Raw genomic sequence first — 22,686 nt, 5'->3', positions numbered from 1 at the left:
CGATCAGCCCTCGCCGCCGGGTTCGCCGCCGTCGCGCGCCTCGGCATCCAGGCGCCGCAGCTCGTCGAGCCGCGCGCCGATCTTGATCTCCAGTCCGCGCGGCACCGGCTCGTAGAAGCGCTGGTCCTCGAGGCCGTCCGGCAGGTACTGCTCGCCCGCCACGTAGGCGCCGGGGAAGTCATGCGCGTAGCGGTAGGCCTTGCCGTAGCCGAGCTCCTTCATGAGCCGGGTCGGCGCGTTGCGCAGATGGACCGGCACTGGTCGCGACGCGTCCTGCTTGATGAGCGCCCGCACATTGTTGTAGGCGTTGTAGACGGCGTTCGACTTCGGGGCGATCGCCAGATAGACCACCGCCTGCGCCAGCGTCAGCTCGCCCTCGGGCGAGCCCAGTCGCTCGTAGGTCTCGGCCGCGTCCAGGCACAGACGCAGCGCGCGCGGGTCGGCGTTGCCGATGTCCTCGCTGGCCATGCGGATCAGGCGTCGCGTGATGTAGCGCGCATCGACGCCGCCATCGAGCATCCGCACCAGCCAGTACAGCGCCGCGTCCGGATTGGAGCCGCGCACCGACTTGTGCAGCGCCGAGATCACGTCGTAGAACTGGTCTCCGCCCTTGTCGTAGCGACGCAGCTGCTCGCCCAAGGTGCGCTCGAGCAGCGCCTCGTCGATCTCGGCCGTGCCGGCCGGCGTCAGCTGCGCGACCGTCTCCAGCGTGTTGAGCACCCGGCGCGCGTCGCCGTCGGCATAGCCGATCAGGCGCAGCGTGGCGGCCTCGGTGATGGGAGGCGCGCCGAGCGCCGCGCGACCGCGCGCGAGCAGCTCCCGCATGTCCTGCTCGTCGAGCGACTTCAGCACGTGCACCGTCGCCCGCGACAGCAGCGCCGAGTTGACCTCGAAGGACGGGTTCTCCGTCGTCGCGCCGATGAAGCTGAACAGCCCCGATTCGACGTGCGGCAGGAAGGCGTCCTGCTGCGCCTTGTTGAAGCGATGCACCTCATCGACGAAGACGATGGTGCGGCGCCCCTGCCCGGCCGCGACCTCGGCGCGCTCGACCGCCTCGCGGATGTCCTTGACGCCGCCCAGCACGGCCGAGATCGCGATGAACTGCGCGTCGAAGAACTGCGCCATCAGGCGCGCCAGCGTGGTCTTGCCGACACCCGGCGGCCCCCACAGGATCATCGAGTGCGGCCGGCCGCTCTCGAGCGCGACGCGCAGCGGCATGCCGTCACCCAGCAGATGGCGCTGGCCGACGACCTCGTCGAGTTTGCGGGGCCGCAGCCGCTCGGGCAGCGGCGCATGCGCGCCGGGCGCGGCGGCGGAACCGGGGACCGGCACGGGGGCGAACTCGTCCGGGAACAGGGAAGCGTTGCTCATCGACGTGAGGCCAGGACGATCAGGCGTGCCAGAGCCGGGAAGAGACGATCAGAAGGGACGAAGATCAGCGGGGCGACGCGAGAAGTGGTGGCGGGGTCGCCGCGGGTTCAGGGCTGCTGGGGCGCCTGCTGGCGCACGACGTCGACACCGGTCGGCGGCGTGAAGCGGAAGCGCTCGGCGGGAACCTTGGCGTTGACCTCGACCGCGCTGAACTGCATCACCGAATGTTGGCCGAAGCCGTCGATGATCTCCAGCGCCGACAGCTCGCGGCCCTTGAAGCCCAGGCGCAGGCTCTGCAGCCCGGCGCCCTCGCGCTTGGGCGTGGCCTGCACCCACTCGACACCGCCGACCGCCGGCTGCGCCTTCAAGGTGAAATCCTTGGACAGGTCGCCACCGGCGAGCAGCGCGACCGGGGTCGCGCCCAGCGCCTGGTCCATGTTGCGGACACTGGCCTGCATGAGATCCGGGTCGTAGACCCAGACTTCCTTGCCGTCGCCGACGATGACCTGGTCCGAGGGCTTGCCGTAGGTGAAGCGGAACTGGTTCGGGCGCTGAAACTCGAAGCTGCCGGTGCTCGTCTTCTTGCGCTTGCCGTCCGGCGAGGTGACCGTCTGGGTGAAGCTGGCGCGGCCGCTCTTGACCTCGCTGACGAAGCTCTGCAGCGCGGAAACGCCGTCGGCATGGGCCATCGCGGCCGTGCCGGCCAGCACCAGGGCGGCCAGGGCGCGCACGGCCCGGGACCGGGTCGATGGGATCGGATGGGTCATGGGGAAGTTCACTCCTCGCTCCGGGGCGGGATGATGTCGCGGTTGCCGTTGGTGGCCATGGAGGACACCAGGCCGGATTTCTCCATCTGCTCCAGCAAACGGGCGGCCCGGTTGTAGCCGATGCGCAGATGGCGCTGCACCAGCGAGATCGACGCCCGCTTGTGCTGCAGGACCACCGCCACCGCCTGGTCGTACATCGGGTCGGACTCGCCGTCGCCGCCGGCGGTCAGGCCGGGCAGCCCGTCGCCACCACCGTCGCCATCGAGCACGCCGCCCTCGAGGATGCCCTCGATGTAGTTGGGCTCGCCGCCCTGTTCCTTCAGGTACTCGACCACGCGGTGCACCTCGTCGTCGCTGACGAAGGCGCCGTGCACGCGCACCGGCAGCCCGGTGCCCGAGGCCATGTAGAGCATGTCGCCCATGCCCAGCAGCGCCTCGGCGCCCATCTGGTCCAGGATGGTCCGCGAGTCGATCTTGCTCGAGACCTGGAACGACAGACGCGTCGGGATGTTGGCCTTGATCAGACCGGTGATGACGTCGACCGAGGGGCGCTGCGTCGCCAGGATCAGGTGGATGCCGGCCGCGCGGGCCTTCTGCGCCAGACGCGCGATCAGCTCCTCGATCTTCTTGCCGACCACCATCATCAGGTCGGCCAGCTCGTCGATGACGACGACGATGTGGGGCAGCCGATCCAGCGGCTCCGGCTCCTCGGGTGTGAGGCTGAACGGGTTGGGGATCTTCTCCTCGCGCTCGGCGGCGTCGTTGATCTTCTTGTTGTAGCCGGCCAGGTTGCGCACGCCCATCTTGGACATGAGCTTGTAGCGCCGCTCCATCTCGTTGACGCACCAGTTCAGCGCGTTGCCCGCCTGCTTCATGTCGGTGACCACGGGCGCCAGCAGGTGCGGGATGCCCTCGTAGACGCTCATTTCCAGCATCTTCGGGTCGATCAGGATCAGGCGGACGTCACGGGCCTCGGCCTTGTAGAGCAGCGACAGGATCATCGCGTTGATGCCCACCGACTTGCCCGAACCGGTCGTGCCGGCCACCAGGCAGTGCGGCATCTTGGCCAGGTCGGCCACCACCGGCAGACCGACGATGTCCTTGCCCAGGCCCATGGTCAGCGAGGACGACGCGTCCGCGTAGACCTGCGAGCCCAGGATCTCGGACAGGCGGATGGTCTGGCGGCGCGCATTGGGCAGCTCCAGCGCCATGTAGTTCTTTCCCGGGATGGTCTCGACGACACGGATGGACGTGAGGCTCAGCGAGCGCGCCAGGTCCTTGGCCAGACCCAGGATCTGCGAGCCCTTCACGCCGGTCGCCGGCTCGATCTCGTAGCGCGTGATCACCGGGCCGGGCGAGGCCGCCACCACCCGCACCTCGACGCCGAAGTCCTTCAACTTCTTCTCGATCATGCGGCTGGTCATTTCCAGCGACTCGGGCGTGACCGTCTCGATGCGGGGAGGAGGCGCGTCCAGCAGGTCGACCTGCGGCAACTTGGCGTCGCTCGGGTCGGTGAACAGCGTCTGCTGGCGTTCCTTGATGACGCGCGTGGACTTGGGGACCTCGACCACCGGCGGCTCGATGACGATGGGGATGTGGTGCTCTTCCTCGATGTGGCGCTCGACCTCGACGACGGCCTCGCGCTCGCGCTTGGCCTCCTTGCCGACGCGCTTGTCCTCGGCGATCTCGCGACGCGATTCGCGCTTCTCGCGCAGGCCCTCGATGCCGGTGCCGATCAGCTCGGCCAGACGCAGCCACGAGAACTTCAGCGCCAGCGACACGCCCGCGACCAGCACGGCGATCCACACCACGCCGGAACCGGCGAAGCCCAGCAGCTTCATGCTGGCCGGGCCCAGCAAATAGCCCAGCACGCCGCCGGCGTGACCGGGCAGATGCGCCTCCCAGCGATAGAGGCGGGTCCATTCGAGCGCGCAGCTCGCGGCCAGCAGCAGCAACAGGCCGGCCAGCGTGGGCAGACGGTCCTTGACCGACGGGACGATGCTGTCGTCGGCGCGAAGCAGCCGAGCCAGCCCGCTGAGCCACGAGCGCAGCGACACCAGCATCAGCCACCAGCAGGAATAGCCGAAGCCGAACAGCAGCAGGTCGGAGATCCAGGCGCCGAGCGCGCCGACGCGGTTGTGCGTCAGCGCCTGGCTGCCGGCGGTGCTGAAGGCGGCGTCCGCGCGGTCATGGCTGACCAGCGCGAGCAAGACCAGGCACCACACGAGACCGCTGGCCAGCAGCCACAGGGGCGTGCGCAGCGGACTGGCCGGAGTCGGCGCGGCCGCCGGCGGCTTGGCCGCCTTCTTGGGTTTGCGCGCCGGCGCGGGGCGCTCGGTGGCGGCGTCGTCGCCGCCCAGCAGGGAACCGGGAAAACTCATCCCGCGATTGTGACGCACAAGCCCCGCGCTTCAGGCGCGGGGTCGGGTCGCATGGTGAAGATTCGTTGGTCGCCGCGCCAGGGAGCGGCGGGCGACCGCGGGGCCGCGCTCAATCGTGCTGCAGCCGTTCCTTGATGACCACGGAGCCGTTCTCGAGCGTCTCGATGACGCCCTTGTCCTCGAGGTCCTTCATGACGCGGCTGACCATCTCGCGCGACGCGCCGACGACCTTGGCCATGTCCTGGCGCGACACCTTGCCACGGATGATCTTCACGCCCTTCTCTTCCTCGGCCATGTCGAGCAGCGTGCGCGCCACGCGGCCGTACACGTCGAGCAGCGCGAGCGACTCGATCTGGCGGTCGGCGTTGCGCAGACGCGCGACGAGGCCACGCAGGATGCCGTAGGCGAGCGACGAGGGTTCGGGGAGGCCGCGCGCGAAATCGGCGCGGCCGAGCACCAGCATGTCGGTCTGCACTTCCGCGCGGACCGTGGCCGAGTGCGGCTCGTTGTCGATGAGGCTCATCTCGCCGACGTAGTCGCCGGGCTGCAGCACCGCGAGGATCACCTCGCGGCCGCGGCTGTCGGCGGTCAGCACGCGGGCACGGCCGTTCAGCAGGATGAACAGAGCGTTGGACTTGGTGCCCTGCTCGACGATCAGCTCGCCACGTTTGAAGCGCCGCTTGACGACGCTGTCGGCGATGGACTGGGCCTGGTCGGCGGTCAGCAGGGAAAACAACGGGACCCTGCGGATCAGATCCAAGTTGGACAACATGGCCATGAAGCGGTCACTCCTGTCGGGGGTTAGGGTCAATCGAGGTCGAGAGGATGGCAGAGGGACCCGCCACCTAGAATGGATGCATTGTGCCAATTTGTTCACGGTTGTTCATAGGGTTTAGGCCGTAGCCTTCCGACCCTTGCGTTCGACCCCGAACTCCCCATCTCCGAGCCATGAGCCCCACCACCCGCCACGCCCAACTCCTGATCCTCGGCTCCGGCCCCGCCGGCTACACCGCCGCCATCTACGCGGCCCGCGCCAACCTCAAGCCGCTGCTGGTCACCGGCATGGCGCAAGGCGGCCAGTTGATGACGACCACCGAGGTCGACAACTGGCCGGCCGACGTGATGGGCGTGCAGGGTCCCGAGCTGATGCAGCGCTTCCAGGAACATGCCGAGCGCTTCCAGACCGAGATCGTCTTCGACCACATCAACACGGTCGACTTCTCCAAGCGCCCCTTCACGCTGACCGGTGACAGCGCCGTGTACACGGCGGACGCGGTGATCCTGGCGACCGGTGCCTCGGCGCAATACCTGGGCCTCCCGTCCGAGGAGTCCTTCATGGGCCGCGGCGTCAGCGCCTGCGCGACCTGCGACGGCTTCTTCTATCGCGAGCAGGAAGTCTGTGTCGTCGGCGGCGGCAACACCGCGGTCGAGGAGGCGCTGTACCTGTCCAACATCGCCAGCAAGGTCCACCTGATCCACCGCCGCGACAAGTTCCGCGCCGAGCCCATCCTGGTCGACAAGCTGATGGACAAGGTCAAGGCCGGCAAGATCGAGCTGCACGTCTTCCAAACGCTCGACGAGGTGCTGGGCGACGCCAGCGGCGTCACCGGCGTGCGCATCAAGAGCACGCAGGACGGCACGACGCGCGACATCAAGCTGCAGGGCTGCTTCATCGCCATCGGCCACAAGCCCAACACCGACATCTTCGCGGGCCAGATCGAGATGAAGGACGGCTACATCCGCACGAAGAGCGGCCTGGAAGGCTTCGCCACGATGACCAGCGTGCCCGGCGTGTTCGCCGCCGGCGACGTGCAGGACCACGTCTACCGCCAGGCCATCACCAGCGCCGGCACCGGCTGCATGGCCGCCCTGGACGCACAGCGCTTCCTCGAGCAGGAAAGCGCCTGATCGGCGCGGCGCGGAACCGCCGCGCCCCGCGACCGGCCCGCCTTTGCGCGGGCCGCTTGTTTCCTGCTACACTCGCGGTCTTTCTTGCGCCGACATCCTGTGAAGGAATTCGACGCGGGGAAAATGGGATACCGCCACCCTATGGCGAGGTGAGGCCGCCACCCGCGGCTCGGCATTGAGGCCGGGGCGAATGGGTTGGTCGCCGGATGACAAGTATCGGAGTGTCCTCATGGCACGCGTCTGCGAAGTCACGGGCAAGAAGCCCATGGTCGGAAACAACGTTTCCCACGCCAACAACAAAACCAAGCGCCGGTTCCTCCCGAACCTGCAATATCGTCGTTTCTGGGTCGAGAGCGAAAACCGCTGGGTCCGTCTGCGCATCAGCAATGCCGCGCTGCGACTGATCGACAAGAACGGCATTGACGCCGTGCTGGCCGACCTGCGTGCCCGCGGTCAAGCCTAATCACTGAACCAGGAGCGACACCATGGCATCCAAAGGCGGACGCGAAAAGATCAAGCTGGAATCCACTGCCGGCACCGGTCATTTCTACACCACCAACAAGAACAAGAAGACCACGCCCGAAAAGCTGGAATTCATGAAGTTCGACCCCAAGGCACGCAAGCACGTGCTGTACAAGGAAACCAAGCTGAAGTAATTCAGCCGGTCGGCGGATCCCGCATCCGCCCCCTTGAAAGACAAAACCCGCCTCTCGGCGGGTTTTTCTTTTGGCGGATCGCCTCGCATGCAGACATCCGCCGAGCGGTGCCTGCACGGACCACCCAGGGCTCAACGCGAGGCGCGCTCGATGCCCTGTTTGCCTAGCAGATCCTTGGCGAACCAGTCGTCCAGCATCTTCTTCTCGTAGCGCAGCGGCTCACTCTCGAAGTAGCGGTTGGCCGACGAGAGCTGGTAGTTCATGTCCTTGATGCTGGCCTTGCCAGACTTCAACACCTGGCCGTTCTCGCTCAAGGTATAGCTGAACTCCATGCGCGGAATGGTCACCGTGCGCAGCACACGCAGACGCTGCGCCGTCACGCCACGCGGCTCGAGCTCACCCGCCAGGTCCACATCCGTGACCTCGATGGCCAGCTGCTTGCCCGGCAACTCGCGAGCCGCCACCGTCTTGATGTGCTCGGCAAGCTGATTCATCGCGGTCTCGCGATCGCGCGCGTTGTCTCCGATGTCGCTGAAGTTCTCAGGCTTGATGAACTTGACTTCGGCCTGCGCGTGCGCGGCAGCAGCCACCGCCCCCAGCGACAACACCATCAGCCCAGCCCTCAGGCCGCGAACCCACTTCGAGGCAGTCATGGCAATCTCCTTGTGTGACAGTCCCGACAAATTATGGGCGCGCCAATGAAAAAGGGCGCCCGAAGTGGGCGCCCTTTGCATTCGTTCAAACATCAGAGTGATGAGCATCACTCTGTGAGGATGAGACCTCCGCCGATCAGGCGCGAACGGCGCGCAGACCCTGCGCGAAAGCCTTCAGCTCGGCGATGCCGCTTTCCTCGGCCTTGCGGCACCAGGCTTGCAGGTCATGGACCAGCTGCTCAGCCGACACGTTCGTGCGGGTCCACAGCTGACGCAGCTCTTCACGCATCGTGACCAGCTTGTCCAGCACCGGGCTGGCGGCGCGGGCGCCATCCAGCTGCGCCTGATAGGCCGCCGGGATCTTCTCCGCGTCACGGTGCAGCCAGCGCTTGGCGGCCTTGAACTGGTTGAACTTGTCGCTGTGCTGCTCGCCGGCATCCTTCAGCTTGGCCAGCTCGGCCGCGCAGGCGCCACGCAGCTCGCGCGCGTAACGCGCCATCACCTCGTAGCGGTTGGCGATGATCGCCTCCAGCGTGTCCTTGTCGGCCACGGCCTTCAGCTCGCCCGTCTTCATCTGCGGCGCGGTCTTGCGAACCTTGGCCCAGCCGATCATCTCCATCGCGCGGATGTAGCCCCAGCCGATGTCGAACTCGAAAGGCTTGACCGAGAACTTGGCCGACGTCGGATAGGTGTGGTGGTTGTTGTGCAGCTCTTCGCCGCCAATGATCAGGCCCCACGGGGACACATTGGTCGACGCGTCGGTCGCCTCGAAGTTGCGGTAACCCCAGTAGTGGCCCGCACCATTGATCACGCCAGCGGCCCAGATCGGAATCCAGGCCATCTGCACGGCCCAGACGCTCAGACCGACCACGCCGAACAGCGCGACGTCGATGATCAGCATCAGCGACACCCCCCAGACCGAGCGGCCCGAGTACACGTGACGCTCGATCCAGTCGTCCGGCACGCCGTGGCTGAACTTCTTGATGGTCTCTTCGTTCTTGGCCTCGGCGCGATACAGCTCGGCGCCGCGGGTCATGACGGTCTTGATGCCGCGGGTGACCGGGCTGTGCGGGTCATCCTCGGTCTCGCACTTGGCGTGGTGCTTGCGGTGGATGGCGACCCACTCGCGCGTGACCATGCCGGTGGTCAGCCACAGCCAGAAGCGGAAGAAGTGCGAAGGGATCGGACCCAGGTCCAGCGCCCGGTGCGCTTGGGCGCGGTGCAGGAAGATCGTCACGGCGGCGATGGTGATATGCGTCACCACCAGCGTGAACACCACGATCTGCCACCAGCTGGCGCCGGTCAGGCCATCGCTCAGCCAATTCAGGAGAGCGTCGTGCACGGACATCAAAACGTTCATTAGGTCCTAACCCTGCTCGCGAGGAGCCAGTTGTCGACAAGAAGCCACGATTGTAGGCGAGTCACTCTAGATTTCGCCCACGATCAATGCCCGGAAGGCAGCGGTCTTTTGACGCTTCCGAGCCGGAAGCGCCTTCGGCGTGATCGAGTGGACAACGCGTATTCCCCCGATGTCATCGGGGTTTCCGCGTGTTCGCCATAGGAATTACTTCTTCCGTTCCCAGACGGCGGCGAAGAAGCCGTCGCTCTGATGACGGTGCGGCCACAGGCGCAGATAGCCGTTGTCCGAGAGCGCCGCCGCCTGCGAGGCCTCGACCTGCGCATGCGCCAGCACGTCCTGGGCGGGCAGCAGCGTGAAGTCGGGATGGGCCTCGGCGAAGGCCTGGGCGACGGCCTCGTTCTCCGCGTCCAGCAGGCTGCAGGTCGCGTAGACCAGGCGCCCGCCCGGCTTCAGCATGCGCGAGGCGCTGTTCAGGATCGCGATCTGCTTGTCGTGCAGTTCCTGCACCGAGGTCGGCGACTGGCGCCACTTCAGGTCGGGATTGCGGCGCAGCGTGCCCAGGCCCGAGCACGGCGCGTCGACCAGCACCCGGTCGATCTTGCCCACCAGGCGCTTGACGCGGTCATCGCGCTCGCTGGAGATCTGCACCGGATAGACGTTGGACAGCCCGCTGCGCGCCAGGCGCGGCTTGAGCTTGTCCAGCCGATGCCCCGACACGTCGAAGGCGTACAGCCGACCGGTGTTGCGCATCGCCGCGCCCAGGGCCAGGGTCTTGCCGCCCGCGCCGGCGCAGAAGTCCACCACCATCTCGCCGCGCTTGGCCTCGGTCAGCAGCGACAGCAGCTGGCTGCCCTCGTCCTGCACCTCGACCTGACCGCTGGTGAAGACGTCCAGCTTCTGCAGCGCCGGCTTGCCTTCCAGGCGCAGACCCCAGGGGGAAAACGGCGTCGGCGTCGACTTGAAGCCCTTGGCCTCGAGGGCGGCCTGCACCTCCTCGCGCTTGGCCTTCAGCAGGTTCACGCGCAGGTCCAGAGGAGCCGCCTCGTTCACGGCGTCGGCAAGCTTCCAGAACTCCTCGTCGCCCAGGCGCTGGCGCAGCGGGTCGACCAGCCAGTCCGGCAGGTTGTGGCGCAGCTTCTCGGGCAGCTTGTTGCGGTCGATCTTGGCGACCTGCTTGAGCCATTGCTGCTCCTGGTCGCTCAGGGCGCCACGCAGGAAGGCCTCGTTGCCGGCCCAGGCGAGGATCGCCAGCCGGCGGGCCATCGGACCGTGCCCGGACTGGGCCAGGTGCTGCCACAGCGGGCGCTTGCGCAGCACGGCATAGGCGGTTTCGGCGAGCGTGTGGCGCTCGCGCTGACCGAGCGCCTTGTTGGCGCGGAAGAAGTCGGAGACCAGGGCGTCGGCCGGCTTGTCGAACAGCAGCAGGCTGTCCACGAGTTCGGCGCAGAGTTCGAGAAGGGCATTAGGATGCATCCCCGGATTATCCCAGGGCTGCCCGCATTCCGGTCCACCCTTGCCCCACACTGCCCCGCTGCCCATGAGCGACGCCTCCTCCCGCCCCACCGTTTCCACTGCCGCGCCCGACGCGAACGCCCATGGCGCCGGCGATCCGCTCGCCCCGCTGCCCGATACTCGCCCCGGCCGCTACCGGCACTACAAGGGCGGCGAGTACGAGGTCCGCGGCGTCGTGCGGCACAGCGAGACCCTGGAGGCGCTGGTGCTCTACGCCCCGCTCTACAACGACAGCGGCCTGTGGGTGCGCCCTTACGACATGTTCTTCGGCGACGTCGTCATCGACGGCGTGCGCCAGCCCCGCTTCGCCCGCCTGCCCGACTGACCACCCCGCCCCGGAAGCCCCCCGCCCATGCCGCTGTTCCACCAGATCAAGCGCCGCCCTCGCCTGCTGATCGGCGCCGCGGTCGGCGCACTGTTGGCGGCGGCCTGGCCCGAGGGACTGGCCTGGCACACCCGGGCGCTGATGGGCTGGAGCGCCGGCGTCTGGACCTACCTGCTCCTGCTGGGCTGGATGATGTTCCGGACCGATGCCGAGGATGTCGAGGACCAGGCCCGCGCGCTCGCCGACGGCGTGTTCACCGTCCTGGTGCTGGCGATGATCGGCGGCGCCGCGAGCATGGCGGCGATCGTGCTGGAGCTGGCGCAGGTCAAGACCGCCGGGATCATCGGTGGCTGGCCGCATCTGCTGATCGCGTCGGCGACGCTGACCGGATCGTGGCTGCTGCTGCCGGTGGAATTCGCGCTCGCCTACGCGGCGCTGTTCCACAGCGGCAAGCAATCCGCGCATGGCCTGGAATTTCCCGGCGACGACGGCGACACGCCCGACTACCTGGACTTCTTCTACTTCGCCGGCACGGTGGCGGCGACCTCCCAGACCTCGGACGTGGCGGTGAGCTCCCGCCCGATCCGCCGCCTGGTGCTGGTGCAGACCATCCAGGCCTTCGTGTTCAACACGGTGGTGCTGGCGCTGACGATCAACTTCCTGGCCGGCATGCTGGGCTGAGCCCGGCCCCGGAACGCCTCGCGAGGCGCCCGGCTGGTGGCGCGGCCGCCCGGCGCGTTCAACGCGTCCGATGCGCCCGGACGGCGTTCAGACGAAGAGCTGCGTCTCGCCGGCGCGATGCAGGACGCGGGTGCCTTCGATGACCAGCCGGTCCTCCACGAACCAGCGCACCGCGCTCGGATACATGCGGTGCTCCAGCTTGAGCACACGGCCGGCCAGCGCCGATTCGTCGTCCCCGTCCAGCACCGGCACCACCGCCTGCGCGACGATGGGCCCGTGGTCCAGTTCCGCGGTGACGAAGTGCACCGTCGCGCCCGCGGCGCGGCAGCCCGATTCGATCGCCCGCTGATGCGTGTGCAGGCCGGGGAAGGCCGGCAGCAGCGAGGGGTGGATATTGAGCATGCGACCCGCGTAGTGACCGGTGAAGCCCGGCGTCAGGATGCGCATGAACCCGGCAAGCACGACCAGATCGGGGCTGAAGCCGTCGATGACGCGCTGCAGCTCGGCGTCGAAGGCGGCGCGCGCCGCGTCGCCCTTGCCGAAGGCCTTGTGATCGACGACCGCGGTGTCGATGCCGTGGGCCTGGGCGAACGCCAGGCCACCGGCGTCCGGCCGGTTGCTGATCACCGCGGCGATGCGCGCGGGCCATCCCTCGCCGGCGCAGGCCTTCACGATGGCCTCCATGTTGGAGCCGCGGCCGGAGATCAGGATCACGATGTTCTTCATGGGCCGGCAGTGTAGCCAAGGGCAAGGACGCGGCTCGCCCGGCGCGGGGCCGTCGCTCCCTACAATCGCCCTCCCGCCTCGCGTCGCCCTCGCGCGCCTTCCGCCCGCGCGACGAGCGCATCGGGCGCGCCGCAGCCCTTCGCCATGACCGACCAAACGCCCACTCTTTCGCGCCAGCGCGTGCTCTCCGGCATGCGCCCCACCGGTGCGCTGCACCTCGGCCACTACCACGGCGCGCTCAAGAACTGGGTGCGCCTGCAGTCGGCCTACGACTGCTTCTTCTTCGTCGCCGACTGGCATGCGCTGACCACGCATTACCAGCATCGCGAAGGCCTGGAGCAGAGCGTCTACGACATGGTCGTGGACTGGCTGGCCGCCGGCGTCGATCCCGAGCAGGCCACGCTCTTCATCCAGAGCCGCATGCCCGAGCACGCCGAGCTGTTCACGCTGCTGGCGATGAGCACCCCTTCGAGCTGGCTGGAGCGCATGCCCAGCTACAAGGACATGGTCGCGGAGAACCGCGAGCTGGCGACCTACGGCTTCCTCGGCTACCCGCTGCTGCAGGCGGCCGACATCCTGATCTACAAGGCCGCCTTCGTGCCGGTGGGCGAGGATCAGGCGCCGCACGTCGAGGTCACCCGCGAGGTGGCGCGGCGCTTCAACCATCTGTACCGCCCGCACCAGGCGCCCCTGCTGCCCGAGCCGCAGGCGCTGATGACCGAGACCTCGCGCCTGCCCGGTCTGGACGGCCGCAAGATGAGCAAGACCTACGGCAACGCGATCGCGATGCGCGACGCGCCGGAAGTCGTGGCCGAGAAGGTGCGCCGCATGCCCACCGATCCGCAGCGGGTACGCCGCGGCGATCCGGGCGAGCCCGAGCGCTGCCCGGTGTGGTCGCTGCACAAGGTCTACACCGACGGCGACACGCGCGCCTGGGTCGAGGCCGGCTGTCGCGGCGCGGGCATCGGCTGCCTGGACTGCAAGCAGCCGCTGATCGACGCGATCCATGACGAGCAGGCCCCGTGGCGCGAGCGCGCCGAGGCGCTGCTGGCCGATCCGAAGAAGGTCCACTGGATCGTCGAGGTCGGCACGGAACGTGCCCGTGCGGTGGCGCGCAAGACGCTGCGCGAGGTGCGCGGCGCGATGGGACTGGACTACTGATCGATGGCTGGCATCCATATCACCGACATCGAGTCCGCGATCAACTGGTGGCGGCAGCGCGAGCCCGGCGACGGCGTCACGCTGGTGCCGCAGCTGCGCGCGCTGGCCGAGGTCTACGCGCTGATGGTCTTCCATCACGAGACCGAGTGCGACGAGGACTCCATGCCCGAGCGGGCGCGCGACGCCTGGCTGGCCTGGTACGACACCACGCCGGACGCCCCCTGCATCGCGATCTGCTCGACCAGCCAGGGCGACGAGCTGTGCAAGGGCTGCGGCCGCAGCTTCGACGAGGTGCAGAACTGGCCGGTCTTCACGCCCGGCGAGAAACGCGCCACCTGGCGCCGCATCACGATCGAGGCCACCGCCTGGCGCTTCAACCGCTACGCGGAGCGGGCGATCGAGAAGGACCGCGCTTGAATCCTCGTCTGCAAAGCCTGCGCCAGATCCTGCCGCTCGCGTGGCCTGTGTTCATCGGGCAACTGGCCGTTCTGGCCTACTCGACCATCGACACCCTGCTGGTGGCGCGCCACTCGGCGACCGACCTGGCGGCGCTGGCGGTGGGCTCGGCCGTCTACACCTCGGTCTTCGTCGGCCTGATGGGCGTGGTGCTGGCGATCTCGCCCTTGGCGGGCCAGCTCTTCGGGGCCAAGCGCATCACCGAGGCTGGCGACAGCCTGCACCAGGCCGCCTGGCTGGCGATCTTCCTGACGGTGATCGGCGAGATCATCCTGTGGTTCCCGCAGCCCTTCCTGGCGTTGTCGCACGCCGAGGGCGAGATCGCCGCCAAGGTGCGCGACTACCTGCGCATGCTGGGCATCGCGCTGCCGGCGGCCCTGCTGTTCACCGCGTATCGCGGCTTCAACACGGCGGTGTCGCGCCCCAAGGCGGTGATGGCGCTGCAGATCGGCGGGCTGGCGCTGAAGTTCCCGGCCAGCGCGCTGCTGATCGGCGGCTTCACCCTGGGCCCGCTGCACGTGCCCCCGCTGGGCGCCGTCGGCTGCGCGATCGCCACCGCGATCGTGATGTGGAGCCAGCTGCTCATCGCGCTGCAGGTGCTGCGACGCGATCCGTTCTACGCGGGCTTCGGATTCGGGACGGGCGGCCTGCATCGGCCGCGCAAGGAGACGTTGACGCGGCTGCTGAAGCTGGGCATCCCGATGGGCGCGTCCGTGCTGATCGAGGTCACCGGCTTCACCTTCATGGCGATCTTCATCGCGCGACTGGGGACGACGCCGGTGGCGGGTCATCAGCTCTGCGCCAACCTGGTGGCGATGATGTTCATGCTGCCGCTCGCGCAGGCCAACGCCTGCAGCACGCTGGTGGCGCAGGCGCTGGGCGCGCGCGACTACGCGGCGGCGCGGCGACTGGGCTGGCATGGACTGGAGATCGCGCTGGCGATCGCCTTCGTGCTGGGCGCGCTGATCTTCTCGCTGCGCGGGCAGGTGCTGGGGCTCTACACGAACGACGCCGCCATCATCGCGGCCGCCCTGCCCTTGCTCGGCTGGGTATGGCTGTTCCACGTCGCGGACGCGGGGCAGACGGTGTCCGCCTTCGTGCTGCGCGCGCATCACATCGCGACCATGCCGATGGTGATCTACGCCTTCGCGATCTGGGGATTGGGCTTGGGCGGGGGCTACTGGCTGGCCTTCGGCGAGCACGACATCGCACTGCCCAGGCTCATGCAAGGCGCAATGGGATTCTGGAGCGCCGCCTCGGTCGGACTCGCGGCCGCGGCGACCGGGCTGGGCCTCCTGCTGGCGCTGGTGCATCGGCGGGAAGTGCCTCGCCATCGGGACTGAGTCACTGCCACGCTCCCACCCTCACCCCTGCCCTCTCCCGCCCCGCGGGAGAGGGGGAAGGCAGCCTCGCTCGCCGGCTTGCGGGAGAGGGGGAAGGCAGACTCGCTCGCCGGCTTGCGGGAGAGGGGGAAGGCAGACTCCCTCGCCCGCTTGCGAGAGAGGGGGAAGACAGGCTCCCTCGCCCGCTTGCGGGAGACGGGGAAGGCAGACTCCCTCGCCCGCTTGCGGGAGAGGGCTGGGGTGAGGGTCTTCGGGCTCGCGTCAGTCCAACGGCAGCGTGATGACGAAGCTGCTGCCCCCGCCCTCACGGGGATCACACCGCACCGACCCCTGATGCGCCAAGGCGATCTGCCGGACCAGGCTCAGACCCAGCCCCACCCCCCCCGACACCTCCGCATGCCCCGGCATCCGGAAGAACGCCTCGAAGATCCGCTCGCGCATCGGCTCGGGCACGCCCGGGCCGCGATCGCAGACCTGGATCTCGACCTGCGACTGCCCCGCGCGCCGCAACTTCACCTCGACGTCCGGTCCGCCGTAGCGGCGCGCGTTCTCCAGCAGATTGCGCAGCGCGCGGCGGATCAGGCGCTCGTCGCCTTGGATGATCACGTGCTCCAGCCCAGGCTCGACCTCGAGCTCGGCGCTCGCCCGCGCGGCTGATTCCGCCGCCACGGCGACCAGGTCCACCCGCTCGGGCCGCAGCGACTGCGCGCCGCCTTCGAGCCGGCTGGCCAGCAGCACTTCCTCGACCAGCGCATCCAGCTCGGCGATGTTGGTGTTGATCTCCAGCCCCAGCCGCGCGCGTTGCGCCGGCGAGGCATCCTCCAGCATCGCGAACGCCATCTTCAGCCGCGCCAGCGGCGAGCGCAGCTCGTGGCTCGCGTTGGCCAGCAGGCTCTTGTGCGAGCGCAGCAAGGTCTCGATCTGCTCGGCGGCACGGTTGAAGCTGCCCGCCAGCGCGGCCACCTCGTCCTTGCCGTTGTCCTGCACGCGGAAGCCCAGGTCGCCGGAGCCGAACTGCTCCATGCCGGACTTGAGCGATTCGAGCCGGCGCGTCAGCCGACGCACCACCGGGTAAGCCCCGCCGGCCACGGCCAGGAAGAGCACGGCCAGCAGCACGGCCAGCGCCTCGCCGCTCGGGCGAGGAATCCAGCCCGGGAACCACGACGCGTTGGTCGCGTCCTCGCGGCGCTGCTGCTCCAGCCGCTCCAGCATGCGCTGGCGGATGGATTCGGTTTCAGGACGGGTATCGGGCTTGGCCGCGCGCGGGCGCTCGCCCGCCTCGGGCGGCGGACCACCCGGGCCGCCGAACAGCGGATCACGCCCCTCGAAGCGGCGAGCGCCGCTCGCGCGGCCGTCGGGACCGAAGGCGGGCTGCCCCGCGGGCGCGGATGCGCCCGGCGGGCGCGCGAGTCTCAGGAACAGCAGGTGGCGACCGTCATCCAGCGGAATGCGCTGGATGCGCGAACCGGGCAGATCCTCGCGGCGCTCGAACATCGGCGAGGCGCCGATGCGCTTGCCCCGCGCGTCCTCGAGCGCCAGGGCCATGCGCAGACGCTGGCCCCAGTCCTCGATCGCGTCGGACTGCTCGTCCACCGAGGCGGTCGGCGGCGGCAGCGCGCGCTGCACCAGCACGGCCATCGCCACCAGCCGCTCGGAGGCGGCCTGCTCGAAGGTACCGCGCTCCTGCTCGATGCGGCCCTGGAAGAGCCACGCCGAGCCGAGCGCGAACGCCAGCAACACCACCACGACGGTGATGTAGATCCGCAGATACAGCGCCTTCACTGACTCTTCACTTGATTCGCTGACTTCGATCGATGGGGATGGGCGCTCACTCGAGCCCTTCGGCGTCCTGCTTGCGGGCGAAGACATAGCCCGCGCCACGCACCGTCAGCACGCGTCGCGGGTTCTTCGCGTCGTCCTCGATGACCGAGCGGATGCGCGAGATGTGCACGTCGATCGACCGGTCGAAGGCTTCCAGCGGATGGCCCTTGAGCGCGTCCATGATCTGGTCGCGCGACAGCACCCGGCCCGGGCTCTGCGCCAGCACGACCAGCAGGTCGAACTGGTGGCTGGTCAGGTCGCAGGCGTTGCCGTCCAGGCGCACCTGGCGCGCGGCCAGGTCGATCTCCAGACGGCCGAAGCGCAGCACCTCGTCGCCCATGGCCTGCGGCTCGGTGCGACGCAGCAGCGCCTTCACGCGGGCCTGCAGCTCACGGGGCTCGAAAGGCTTGGGCAGGTAGTCGTCCGCGCCCAGTTCCAGACCGAGGATGCGGTCCATCGGCTCGCCACGCGCCGAGAGCATCAGCACCGGCAGGCGGCGCCAGCGCTTGTCGCCACGCAGTTGTCGGCAGAACTCCAGGCCGTCGCCGTCGGGCAGCATCAGGTCCAGCACCAGCAGCTCGAACTGGCCGTTCTCCAGCTCGGTGCGGCCCTGCGCCAGCGAACCGGCGAAGCTCACCTCGAAACCGGCGCTGCTGAGGTAGTCGCCCAGCATCGCGGTGAGGCGGGCATCGTCGTCGATCAGGAGCAGTCGTGGATTCATCGGGCGTTGCGAGGCGGCCACCGTCCGGGCCAGATCGCCCGGACCGCGCGCCGCGGACTCATCGAAAGTCTGAAGCATAGCCGTCCTCTCGTCGCTCAGCGATCAGTGAAAGGCTTGGGAACGGGATTGTCCGGATTCGCCTGCTGGTTCTGCTTGCGGTCCTTCCAGTGCTCCATGCGGTCCTTCATGTGGGCCTTCATCTGCTCGCGGCGTTGCTTCATCAGCTCGGCGATCTTGGCGCGCTGCTCCGGCGACAGCACGCGGGAGGCATCGATCATGGCCAGGCTCAGGCGCTTGGAGGCCACCTCGCGCTGGGCCGACATCTGCTGGCGCAGCTTCTCGACCGCGTTGGCGTCGACGGTCGGCGCGACGAACAGGGCCTGCATCTGCTCATGCAGCTGGCGCTCGGTGTCGTGCTGGCTCTTCAGGTCGTTGCGGGCCGCGTCGAAGATCTGCTTGATCTGGGCGCGCTGCGCATCGGTCACGCCGGCGTCCTTGAGCAGACGGCCGTCCAGCATGCCCATGGGGTGATGACCCGGGCCGCCACGCATCTCGTGCGGCGGCGGCGGCATGCCGGGACCCGGGGCCGGTTGAGCCTGCGCGGACAGGGCGGCCAGGCTCACCATCGCGGCCAGGCCCATCAACTTCAGGGGGCGGGAGAAGCTCTTGACCATCTCGATCTCCAATTCGTTCGGGGGTGAGGAGATGGTCGCGGGAGGACGTTAGGAGGCCGTGGGTGCGCTGTAAAGATTCTTGAAATGAATCGAAGTCTCTTGACGGCGCCCCCTGCCGAGGACACGAACATTAGCGTGCCCCACCCGCGGGCCGCATGGCCCACAGCGCGTTGAAGGCGAAGTTGGAGAGCAGCACCAGCGCGGTGACGACGGGTTGCGCGAGGTAGGGATGCCATCCCAGGCGCAGCAGCCCCCACAGGCCGATCGCGTTCAGGCCCCAGCCCAGCGCGGCCACGAGCAGATAGCGGGCGAGGTGATGCCCATGCCGCTCCCGCACCTCGAAGGTGAAGCGCGCGTTGAGCGCGTAGCCGACGAGCGCGCCGGCGAAGGCGCCCGCGGTCGAGGCCGGCACCGGGCCCCACTGCGCCGCATGGAGCAGCACCAGCGCGGTGAGGTAGTGCACGGCGGTGGCGACGCCACCGACCAGCACGAAGCGGCCGAAGCGGCCGAGACGACCGAAGCGCCCCGGCGGGCCGAGGTGCTCCGGCCCGTCCGAGCGCCCCAATGACGCGGGGCCCGCGTGGGGCCCCGTGGAGTCGGCGCCCACCCGGGGCTCCGTGTCGCGCGCGTTGCCGCCCACGTGTCGTCGTCGATCAGGTGATCGGCTTGAAGCGCACGCGCTTAGGACGCGCGCCTTCCTCGCCCAGGCGCTTCTTCTTGTCGGCTTCGTACTCGTGGAAGTTGCCGTCGAAGAAGAACCACTGCGAGTCGCCCTCGCACGCCAGGATGTGGGTGCAGATGCGGTCCAGGAACCAGCGGTCATGGGAGATGACCATCGCCGAGCCCGCGAACTCCAGCAGCGCCTCTTCCAGCGCGCGCAGGGTTTCGACGTCCAGGTCGTTGGACGGTTCGTCCAGCATCAGCACGTTGCCGCCCTGGGCCAGGGTCTTGGCCAGGTGCAGACGGCCGCGCTCACCGCCCGACAGCGAGCCCACCAGCTTCTGCTGGTCGTTGCCCTTGAAGTTGAAGCGGCCGATGTAGGCGCGCGAGGGCATCACGAACTTGCCCACGATGATGTTGTCCAGACCGCCGGAGACGTCTTCCCACACGGTCTTGCTGGCATCCAGGCTCTGGCGGCTCTGGTCGACGAAGGCCAGCTTGGCCGTCTTGCCGATCTTGACCGTGCCGCTGTCCGGCTGCTCGACGCCCTGGATCATGCGGAACAGCGTCGATTTACCCGCGCCGTTCGGGCCGATGATGCCGACGATCGCGCCGGCCGGGACCTTGAAGGACAGGTTGTCGATCAGCACGCGGTCGCCGAAGGACTTGGTCACGCCCTCGAACTCGATGACCTCATTGCCCAGGCGCTCGGCGACCGGGATGAAGATCTCGTTGGTCTCGTTGCGCTTCTGGTACTCGACGTCGCTCAGTTCCTCGAAGCGGGCCAGACGCGCCTTGCTCTTGGCCTGACGGCCCTTGGCGTTCGAGCGCACCCACTTCAGTTCTTCCTTCATCGCCTTGGCGCGGGCGTCCTCGGACTTCTGCTCCTGCTCCAGGCGGCGTTCCTTCTGGTCCAGCCAGTCGGAGTAGTTGCCCTTCCAGGGGATGCCGTGGCCGCGGTCCAGTTCCAGGATCCATTCGGCGGCGTTGTCCAGGAAGTAGCGATCGTGGGTGATGGCCACCACGGTGCCGGGGAAGCGCTGCAGGAACTGCTCCAGCCACTCGACCGATTCGGCGTCCAAGTGGTTGGTCGGTTCGTCGAGCAGCAGCATGTCCGGCTTGGACAGCAGCAGGCGGCACAGCGCCACGCGGCGCTTCTCGCCACCGGACAGCACGCCGATGTTGGCGTCCCACGGGGGCAGGTTGAGCGCGTCGGCGGCCAGTTCCAGCTGCAGGTCGGTGTTCTCGGAACCCGCGGCGGCGATGATGGCTTCCAGCTCGCCCTGCTCGGCGGCCAGCGCGTCGAAGTCCGCGCCCTCTTCCGCGTAGGCCGCGTAGACCTCGTCCAGGCGCTTCTTCGCGGCCAGCACGCCGCCGATGCCTTCCTCGACCGCCTCGCGCACGGTCTGGTCCGGGTTCAGCTTGGGCTCCTGCTCGAGGTAGCCGATCTTGATGCCGGGCATCGGGATGGCTTCGCCCTCGATCTCCTTGTCGACGCCGGCCATGATCTTCAGCAGCGTGGACTTGCCCGAACCGTTCAGGCCCAGCACGCCGATCTTGGCGCCGGGGAAGAACGACAGCGAGATGTTCTTGAGGATGTGGCGTTTGGGAGGAACCGTCTTGTTGACGCGGTTCATCGAGAAAACGTATTGAGCCATGGCGTTGGTTGTGCAGCGTTTCGTGGGTGACCGGGGCCGCCCTGGCCCTGCGGACGAGGGCTGGCGGCGTGCATGGGCGCAGAGCCGCCCGGGCAATAGTCACGCATTGTCGCAGCTTCCGCCCATCCCCCTAAACTCGACCGCCCTGCCCACGTTCCCGAGATGACCACCATGCCGCAGCCCTCCCTTTCCGTGCGCTCCGCGCGCCGCTCCGCACCGGGCGTCCTCCGGCGCGCCGGGCTCGCGCCGCTGGCCTTCGGGCTGCTGGCGCTGCTCGCCGCCGGCGCGCAGGCGCAGACCCTGCGCTGGTCCAGCCAGGGCGACATGCAGACCGCCGACCCCCACGCCCAGAACGAGATCATCACCAATGCGATGAACGGGCAGGTCTACGAGCGTCTGGTCTCGCGCGACCGCAACCTGGTCATCGTGCCGGGTCTTGCCACCGAGTGGACGCAGGTCAGTCCCAGGCTGTGGCGCTTCAAGCTGCGCCAGGGCGTGAAGTTCCACGACGGCACGCCCTTCACCGCCGACGACGTGGTGTTCTCGGTCAACCGGGCCAAGGACCCGGCCTCGCAGATCAGCGTCTACGCGGAGGCGGTCGGCACCCCCAGGAAGATCGACGACTACACGGTCGAGTTCCAGCTCGCACAGATCAACCCGATCTTCCTGCAGCACATCGACCTGCTGTTCATCATGAGCCGCAAGTGGAGCGAGACCCACGGCGTGGCCAGGCCGCAGAACTTCAAGGACAAGCAGGAAACCTACGCCGCGACCCATTCGAACGGCACCGGCCCCTACGTCATGACCAGCCGCGAGCCCGGCATCCGCACCACCTTCAAGCGCAACCCGAATTGGTGGGGCAAGTTCGACGGCAACGTGCAGGACGCGGTCTACACGCCCATCGCCAACGACGCGACGCGCCTGGCCGCGCTGGTCTCGGGCGAGATCGACTTCGTGCAGGACCCGTCGCCGCGGGACATCCCGCGCCTGAAGCAGACCGCGGGCGTCAAGGTGCAGGAAGGCGTGGAGAACCGGCTGGTGTTCGTCGGCATGGACCAGGCTCGGGACAAGCTGCTCTACGCCAAGGTGCCGGGCGACAGGAACCCGTTCAAGGACCTGCGCGTGCGCCAGGCGCTGTACCAGGCCATCGACATCAACACGCTGCGCACCAAGCTGATGAACGGGCTGAGCCTGCCTACCGGCGGCGTGACGCCCTCCCCGCTGGGCGCCTACGACGACCCGCAGCTGGAGACCCGGCTTCCGTTCGATCTCGCGGCCGCGCGCAAGCTGATGGCCGACGCGGGCTACGCGAACGGCTTCGAGGTCACGCTCGACTGCACGAACAACCGCTACGTCAACGACGAGCGCATCTGCCTGGCGCTGGCCTCGATGTGGGCGCAGATCAAGGTGAAGGTGAACGTGAACGCGCAGCCGCGCGTGCTGATGTTCCCCAAGCTGGAGAAGCTGGACACCAGCCTCTACCTCTACGGCTGGGGCGGCACCATCACCGATGCCGAGACCGCGATCACGCCGCTGATGCGCAACCGGGGCGAGAAGTCGGTCGGGCAGTACAACTTCGGCAACTGGAAGGACGACAAGTTCGACCAGCTGGCCGCCGCCTCCAGCGGCGAGGCCGATCCGAAGAAGCGCGAGGAACTGGTCAAGGCCGCGCTGCGGGAGTTCCGCGCGCAGACCCATCTCATTCCGCTGCACCGCCAGATGATCCCGTGGGCGACCCGCGCCAACGTGACCGTGCAACACCGCCCGGACAACTGGTTCGAGCTGCGCTGGGCCAGCGTGGCGGCGAAGTGACCCGGGCGACCGCCCCGGCCGCGTCCGGCGGGGCCTGAGC

General features: G+C 68.4%; 22 protein-coding genes. 9 read left to right on the top strand and 13 right to left on the bottom strand.

The window, feature by feature from the left end:
• Positions 1-3: 3 nt before the first annotated feature.
• The 4 genes from MCHT01_RS18045 to MCHT01_RS18030 form a co-directional block, all read right to left on the bottom strand.
• Positions 4-1,371, bottom strand: coding sequence for a replication-associated recombination protein A (locus MCHT01_RS18045; protein WP_067067047.1), 1,368 nt, complete (start codon positions 1,369-1,371; stop codon positions 4-6).
• Positions 1,372-1,478: 107 nt separating this feature from the next.
• Positions 1,479-2,138 carry an outer membrane lipoprotein periplasmic chaperone LolA gene (lolA, locus tag MCHT01_RS18040; RefSeq protein WP_067067045.1) on the bottom strand — a complete coding sequence of 220 codons (660 nt, stop codon included), beginning with the start codon at positions 2,136-2,138 and terminating at the stop codon, positions 1,479-1,481.
• Positions 2,139-2,146: 8 nt separating this feature from the next.
• Positions 2,147-4,519, bottom strand: a complete 2,373-nt coding sequence (locus MCHT01_RS18035; protein WP_084452902.1) for a DNA translocase FtsK — start codon at positions 4,517-4,519, stop codon at positions 2,147-2,149.
• Positions 4,520-4,628: 109 nt separating this feature from the next.
• Positions 4,629-5,297, bottom strand: a complete 669-nt coding sequence (locus MCHT01_RS18030) for a Crp/Fnr family transcriptional regulator (protein ID WP_067067043.1) — start codon at positions 5,295-5,297, stop codon at positions 4,629-4,631.
• 170 nt (positions 5,298-5,467) lie between these two features.
• Here MCHT01_RS18030 and trxB point away from each other — a divergent pair, with 170 nt between their 5' ends.
• From trxB to rpmG, 3 genes are all read left to right on the top strand, one after another.
• Positions 5,468-6,427 (top strand): thioredoxin-disulfide reductase, encoded by a 960-nt coding sequence (trxB, locus tag MCHT01_RS18025; protein ID WP_067067041.1) that lies wholly within the window; start codon positions 5,468-5,470, stop codon positions 6,425-6,427.
• A gap of 229 nt (positions 6,428-6,656) precedes the next feature.
• On the top strand, positions 6,657-6,890 hold the full coding sequence (rpmB, locus tag MCHT01_RS18020; RefSeq protein WP_067067039.1) for a 50S ribosomal protein L28: 234 nt from the start codon (positions 6,657-6,659) through the stop codon (positions 6,888-6,890).
• A gap of 22 nt (positions 6,891-6,912) precedes the next feature.
• Positions 6,913-7,083, top strand: coding sequence for a 50S ribosomal protein L33 (gene rpmG, locus MCHT01_RS18015; protein ID WP_058934741.1), 171 nt, complete (start codon positions 6,913-6,915; stop codon positions 7,081-7,083).
• 131 nt (positions 7,084-7,214) lie between these two features.
• Here the strand turns inward: rpmG and MCHT01_RS18010 are convergent, their stop codons facing one another.
• The 3 genes from MCHT01_RS18010 to MCHT01_RS18000 all read right to left on the bottom strand — a co-directional run bounded on the left by MCHT01_RS18010 (position 7,215) and on the right by MCHT01_RS18000 (position 10,569).
• Positions 7,215-7,736, bottom strand: coding sequence for a DUF3016 domain-containing protein (locus MCHT01_RS18010; RefSeq protein WP_169806156.1), 522 nt, complete (start codon positions 7,734-7,736; stop codon positions 7,215-7,217).
• A gap of 136 nt (positions 7,737-7,872) precedes the next feature.
• Complete coding sequence (locus tag MCHT01_RS18005) at positions 7,873-9,096, bottom strand: DesA family fatty acid desaturase (RefSeq protein WP_067067036.1); 1,224 nt, start codon at positions 9,094-9,096, stop codon at positions 7,873-7,875.
• 204 nt (positions 9,097-9,300) lie between these two features.
• On the bottom strand, positions 9,301-10,569 hold the full coding sequence (locus MCHT01_RS18000; protein ID WP_067067034.1) for an RsmB/NOP family class I SAM-dependent RNA methyltransferase: 1,269 nt from the start codon (positions 10,567-10,569) through the stop codon (positions 9,301-9,303).
• A 148-nt stretch (positions 10,570-10,717) separates the two neighbouring features.
• Here MCHT01_RS18000 and MCHT01_RS17995 point away from each other — a divergent pair, with 148 nt between their 5' ends.
• Positions 10,718-10,933 (top strand): DUF1653 domain-containing protein, encoded by a 216-nt coding sequence (locus tag MCHT01_RS17995; protein WP_067067156.1) that lies wholly within the window; start codon positions 10,718-10,720, stop codon positions 10,931-10,933.
• 27 nt (positions 10,934-10,960) lie between these two features.
• Complete coding sequence (locus MCHT01_RS17990; RefSeq protein ID WP_067067032.1) at positions 10,961-11,614, top strand: DUF1345 domain-containing protein; 654 nt, start codon at positions 10,961-10,963, stop codon at positions 11,612-11,614.
• A gap of 87 nt (positions 11,615-11,701) precedes the next feature.
• Here the strand turns inward: MCHT01_RS17990 and purN are convergent, their stop codons facing one another.
• Entirely contained in the window at positions 11,702-12,340 is a 639-nt protein-coding gene (gene purN, locus MCHT01_RS17985) for a phosphoribosylglycinamide formyltransferase (protein ID WP_067067030.1), read from the bottom strand.
• Between the two features lie 144 nt (positions 12,341-12,484).
• Between purN and trpS the strand changes: the two genes are divergently transcribed.
• The 3 genes from trpS to MCHT01_RS17970 are packed head-to-tail and all read left to right on the top strand — an operon-like array spanning position 12,485 to position 15,300.
• A complete protein-coding gene (gene trpS, locus MCHT01_RS17980) occupies positions 12,485-13,501 on the top strand; it encodes a tryptophan--tRNA ligase (protein ID WP_067067028.1) in 1,017 nt (338 codons plus the stop codon).
• 3 nt (positions 13,502-13,504) lie between these two features.
• Positions 13,505-13,918 (top strand): DUF3717 domain-containing protein, encoded by a 414-nt coding sequence (locus MCHT01_RS17975; RefSeq protein ID WP_067067026.1) that lies wholly within the window; start codon positions 13,505-13,507, stop codon positions 13,916-13,918.
• Positions 13,915-15,300: an MATE family efflux transporter gene (locus MCHT01_RS17970; protein WP_067067025.1), complete on the top strand. Its 1,386-nt coding sequence runs from the start codon at positions 13,915-13,917 to the stop codon at positions 15,298-15,300. The genes MCHT01_RS17975 and MCHT01_RS17970 overlap by 4 nt, the downstream gene beginning before the upstream one ends.
• 261 nt (positions 15,301-15,561) lie before the next feature.
• Here the strand turns inward: MCHT01_RS17970 and MCHT01_RS17965 are convergent, their stop codons facing one another.
• From MCHT01_RS17965 to ettA, 5 genes are all read right to left on the bottom strand, one after another.
• A complete protein-coding gene (locus tag MCHT01_RS17965) occupies positions 15,562-17,082 on the bottom strand; it encodes a sensor histidine kinase (RefSeq protein WP_067067023.1) in 1,521 nt (506 codons plus the stop codon).
• A gap of 46 nt (positions 17,083-17,128) precedes the next feature.
• Complete coding sequence (locus MCHT01_RS17960; protein ID WP_067067154.1) at positions 17,129-17,842, bottom strand: response regulator; 714 nt, start codon at positions 17,840-17,842, stop codon at positions 17,129-17,131.
• Positions 17,843-17,937: 95 nt separating this feature from the next.
• A complete protein-coding gene (locus tag MCHT01_RS17955; RefSeq protein ID WP_067067022.1) occupies positions 17,938-18,516 on the bottom strand; it encodes a Spy/CpxP family protein refolding chaperone in 579 nt (192 codons plus the stop codon).
• 130 nt (positions 18,517-18,646) lie between these two features.
• On the bottom strand, positions 18,647-19,123 hold the full coding sequence (locus MCHT01_RS17950; RefSeq protein ID WP_169806155.1) for a GtrA family protein: 477 nt from the start codon (positions 19,121-19,123) through the stop codon (positions 18,647-18,649).
• A 46-nt stretch (positions 19,124-19,169) separates the two neighbouring features.
• On the bottom strand, positions 19,170-20,834 hold the full coding sequence (gene ettA, locus MCHT01_RS17945) for an energy-dependent translational throttle protein EttA (protein ID WP_067067018.1): 1,665 nt from the start codon (positions 20,832-20,834) through the stop codon (positions 19,170-19,172).
• Between the two features lie 162 nt (positions 20,835-20,996).
• Here ettA and MCHT01_RS17940 point away from each other — a divergent pair, with 162 nt between their 5' ends.
• A complete protein-coding gene (locus tag MCHT01_RS17940) occupies positions 20,997-22,646 on the top strand; it encodes an ABC transporter substrate-binding protein (protein ID WP_245643406.1) in 1,650 nt (549 codons plus the stop codon).
• Positions 22,647-22,686: the final 40 nt, after the last annotated feature.

The sequence above is a fragment of the Mitsuaria chitosanitabida ATCC BAA-476 = NBRC 102408 genome, assembly GCF_001598255.1.
In the GTDB taxonomy this organism is placed as follows: Bacteria; Pseudomonadota; Gammaproteobacteria; order Burkholderiales; family Burkholderiaceae_C; genus Roseateles; species Roseateles chitosanitabidus.
This window is presented reverse-complemented; position numbering and strand designations above follow the sequence as displayed.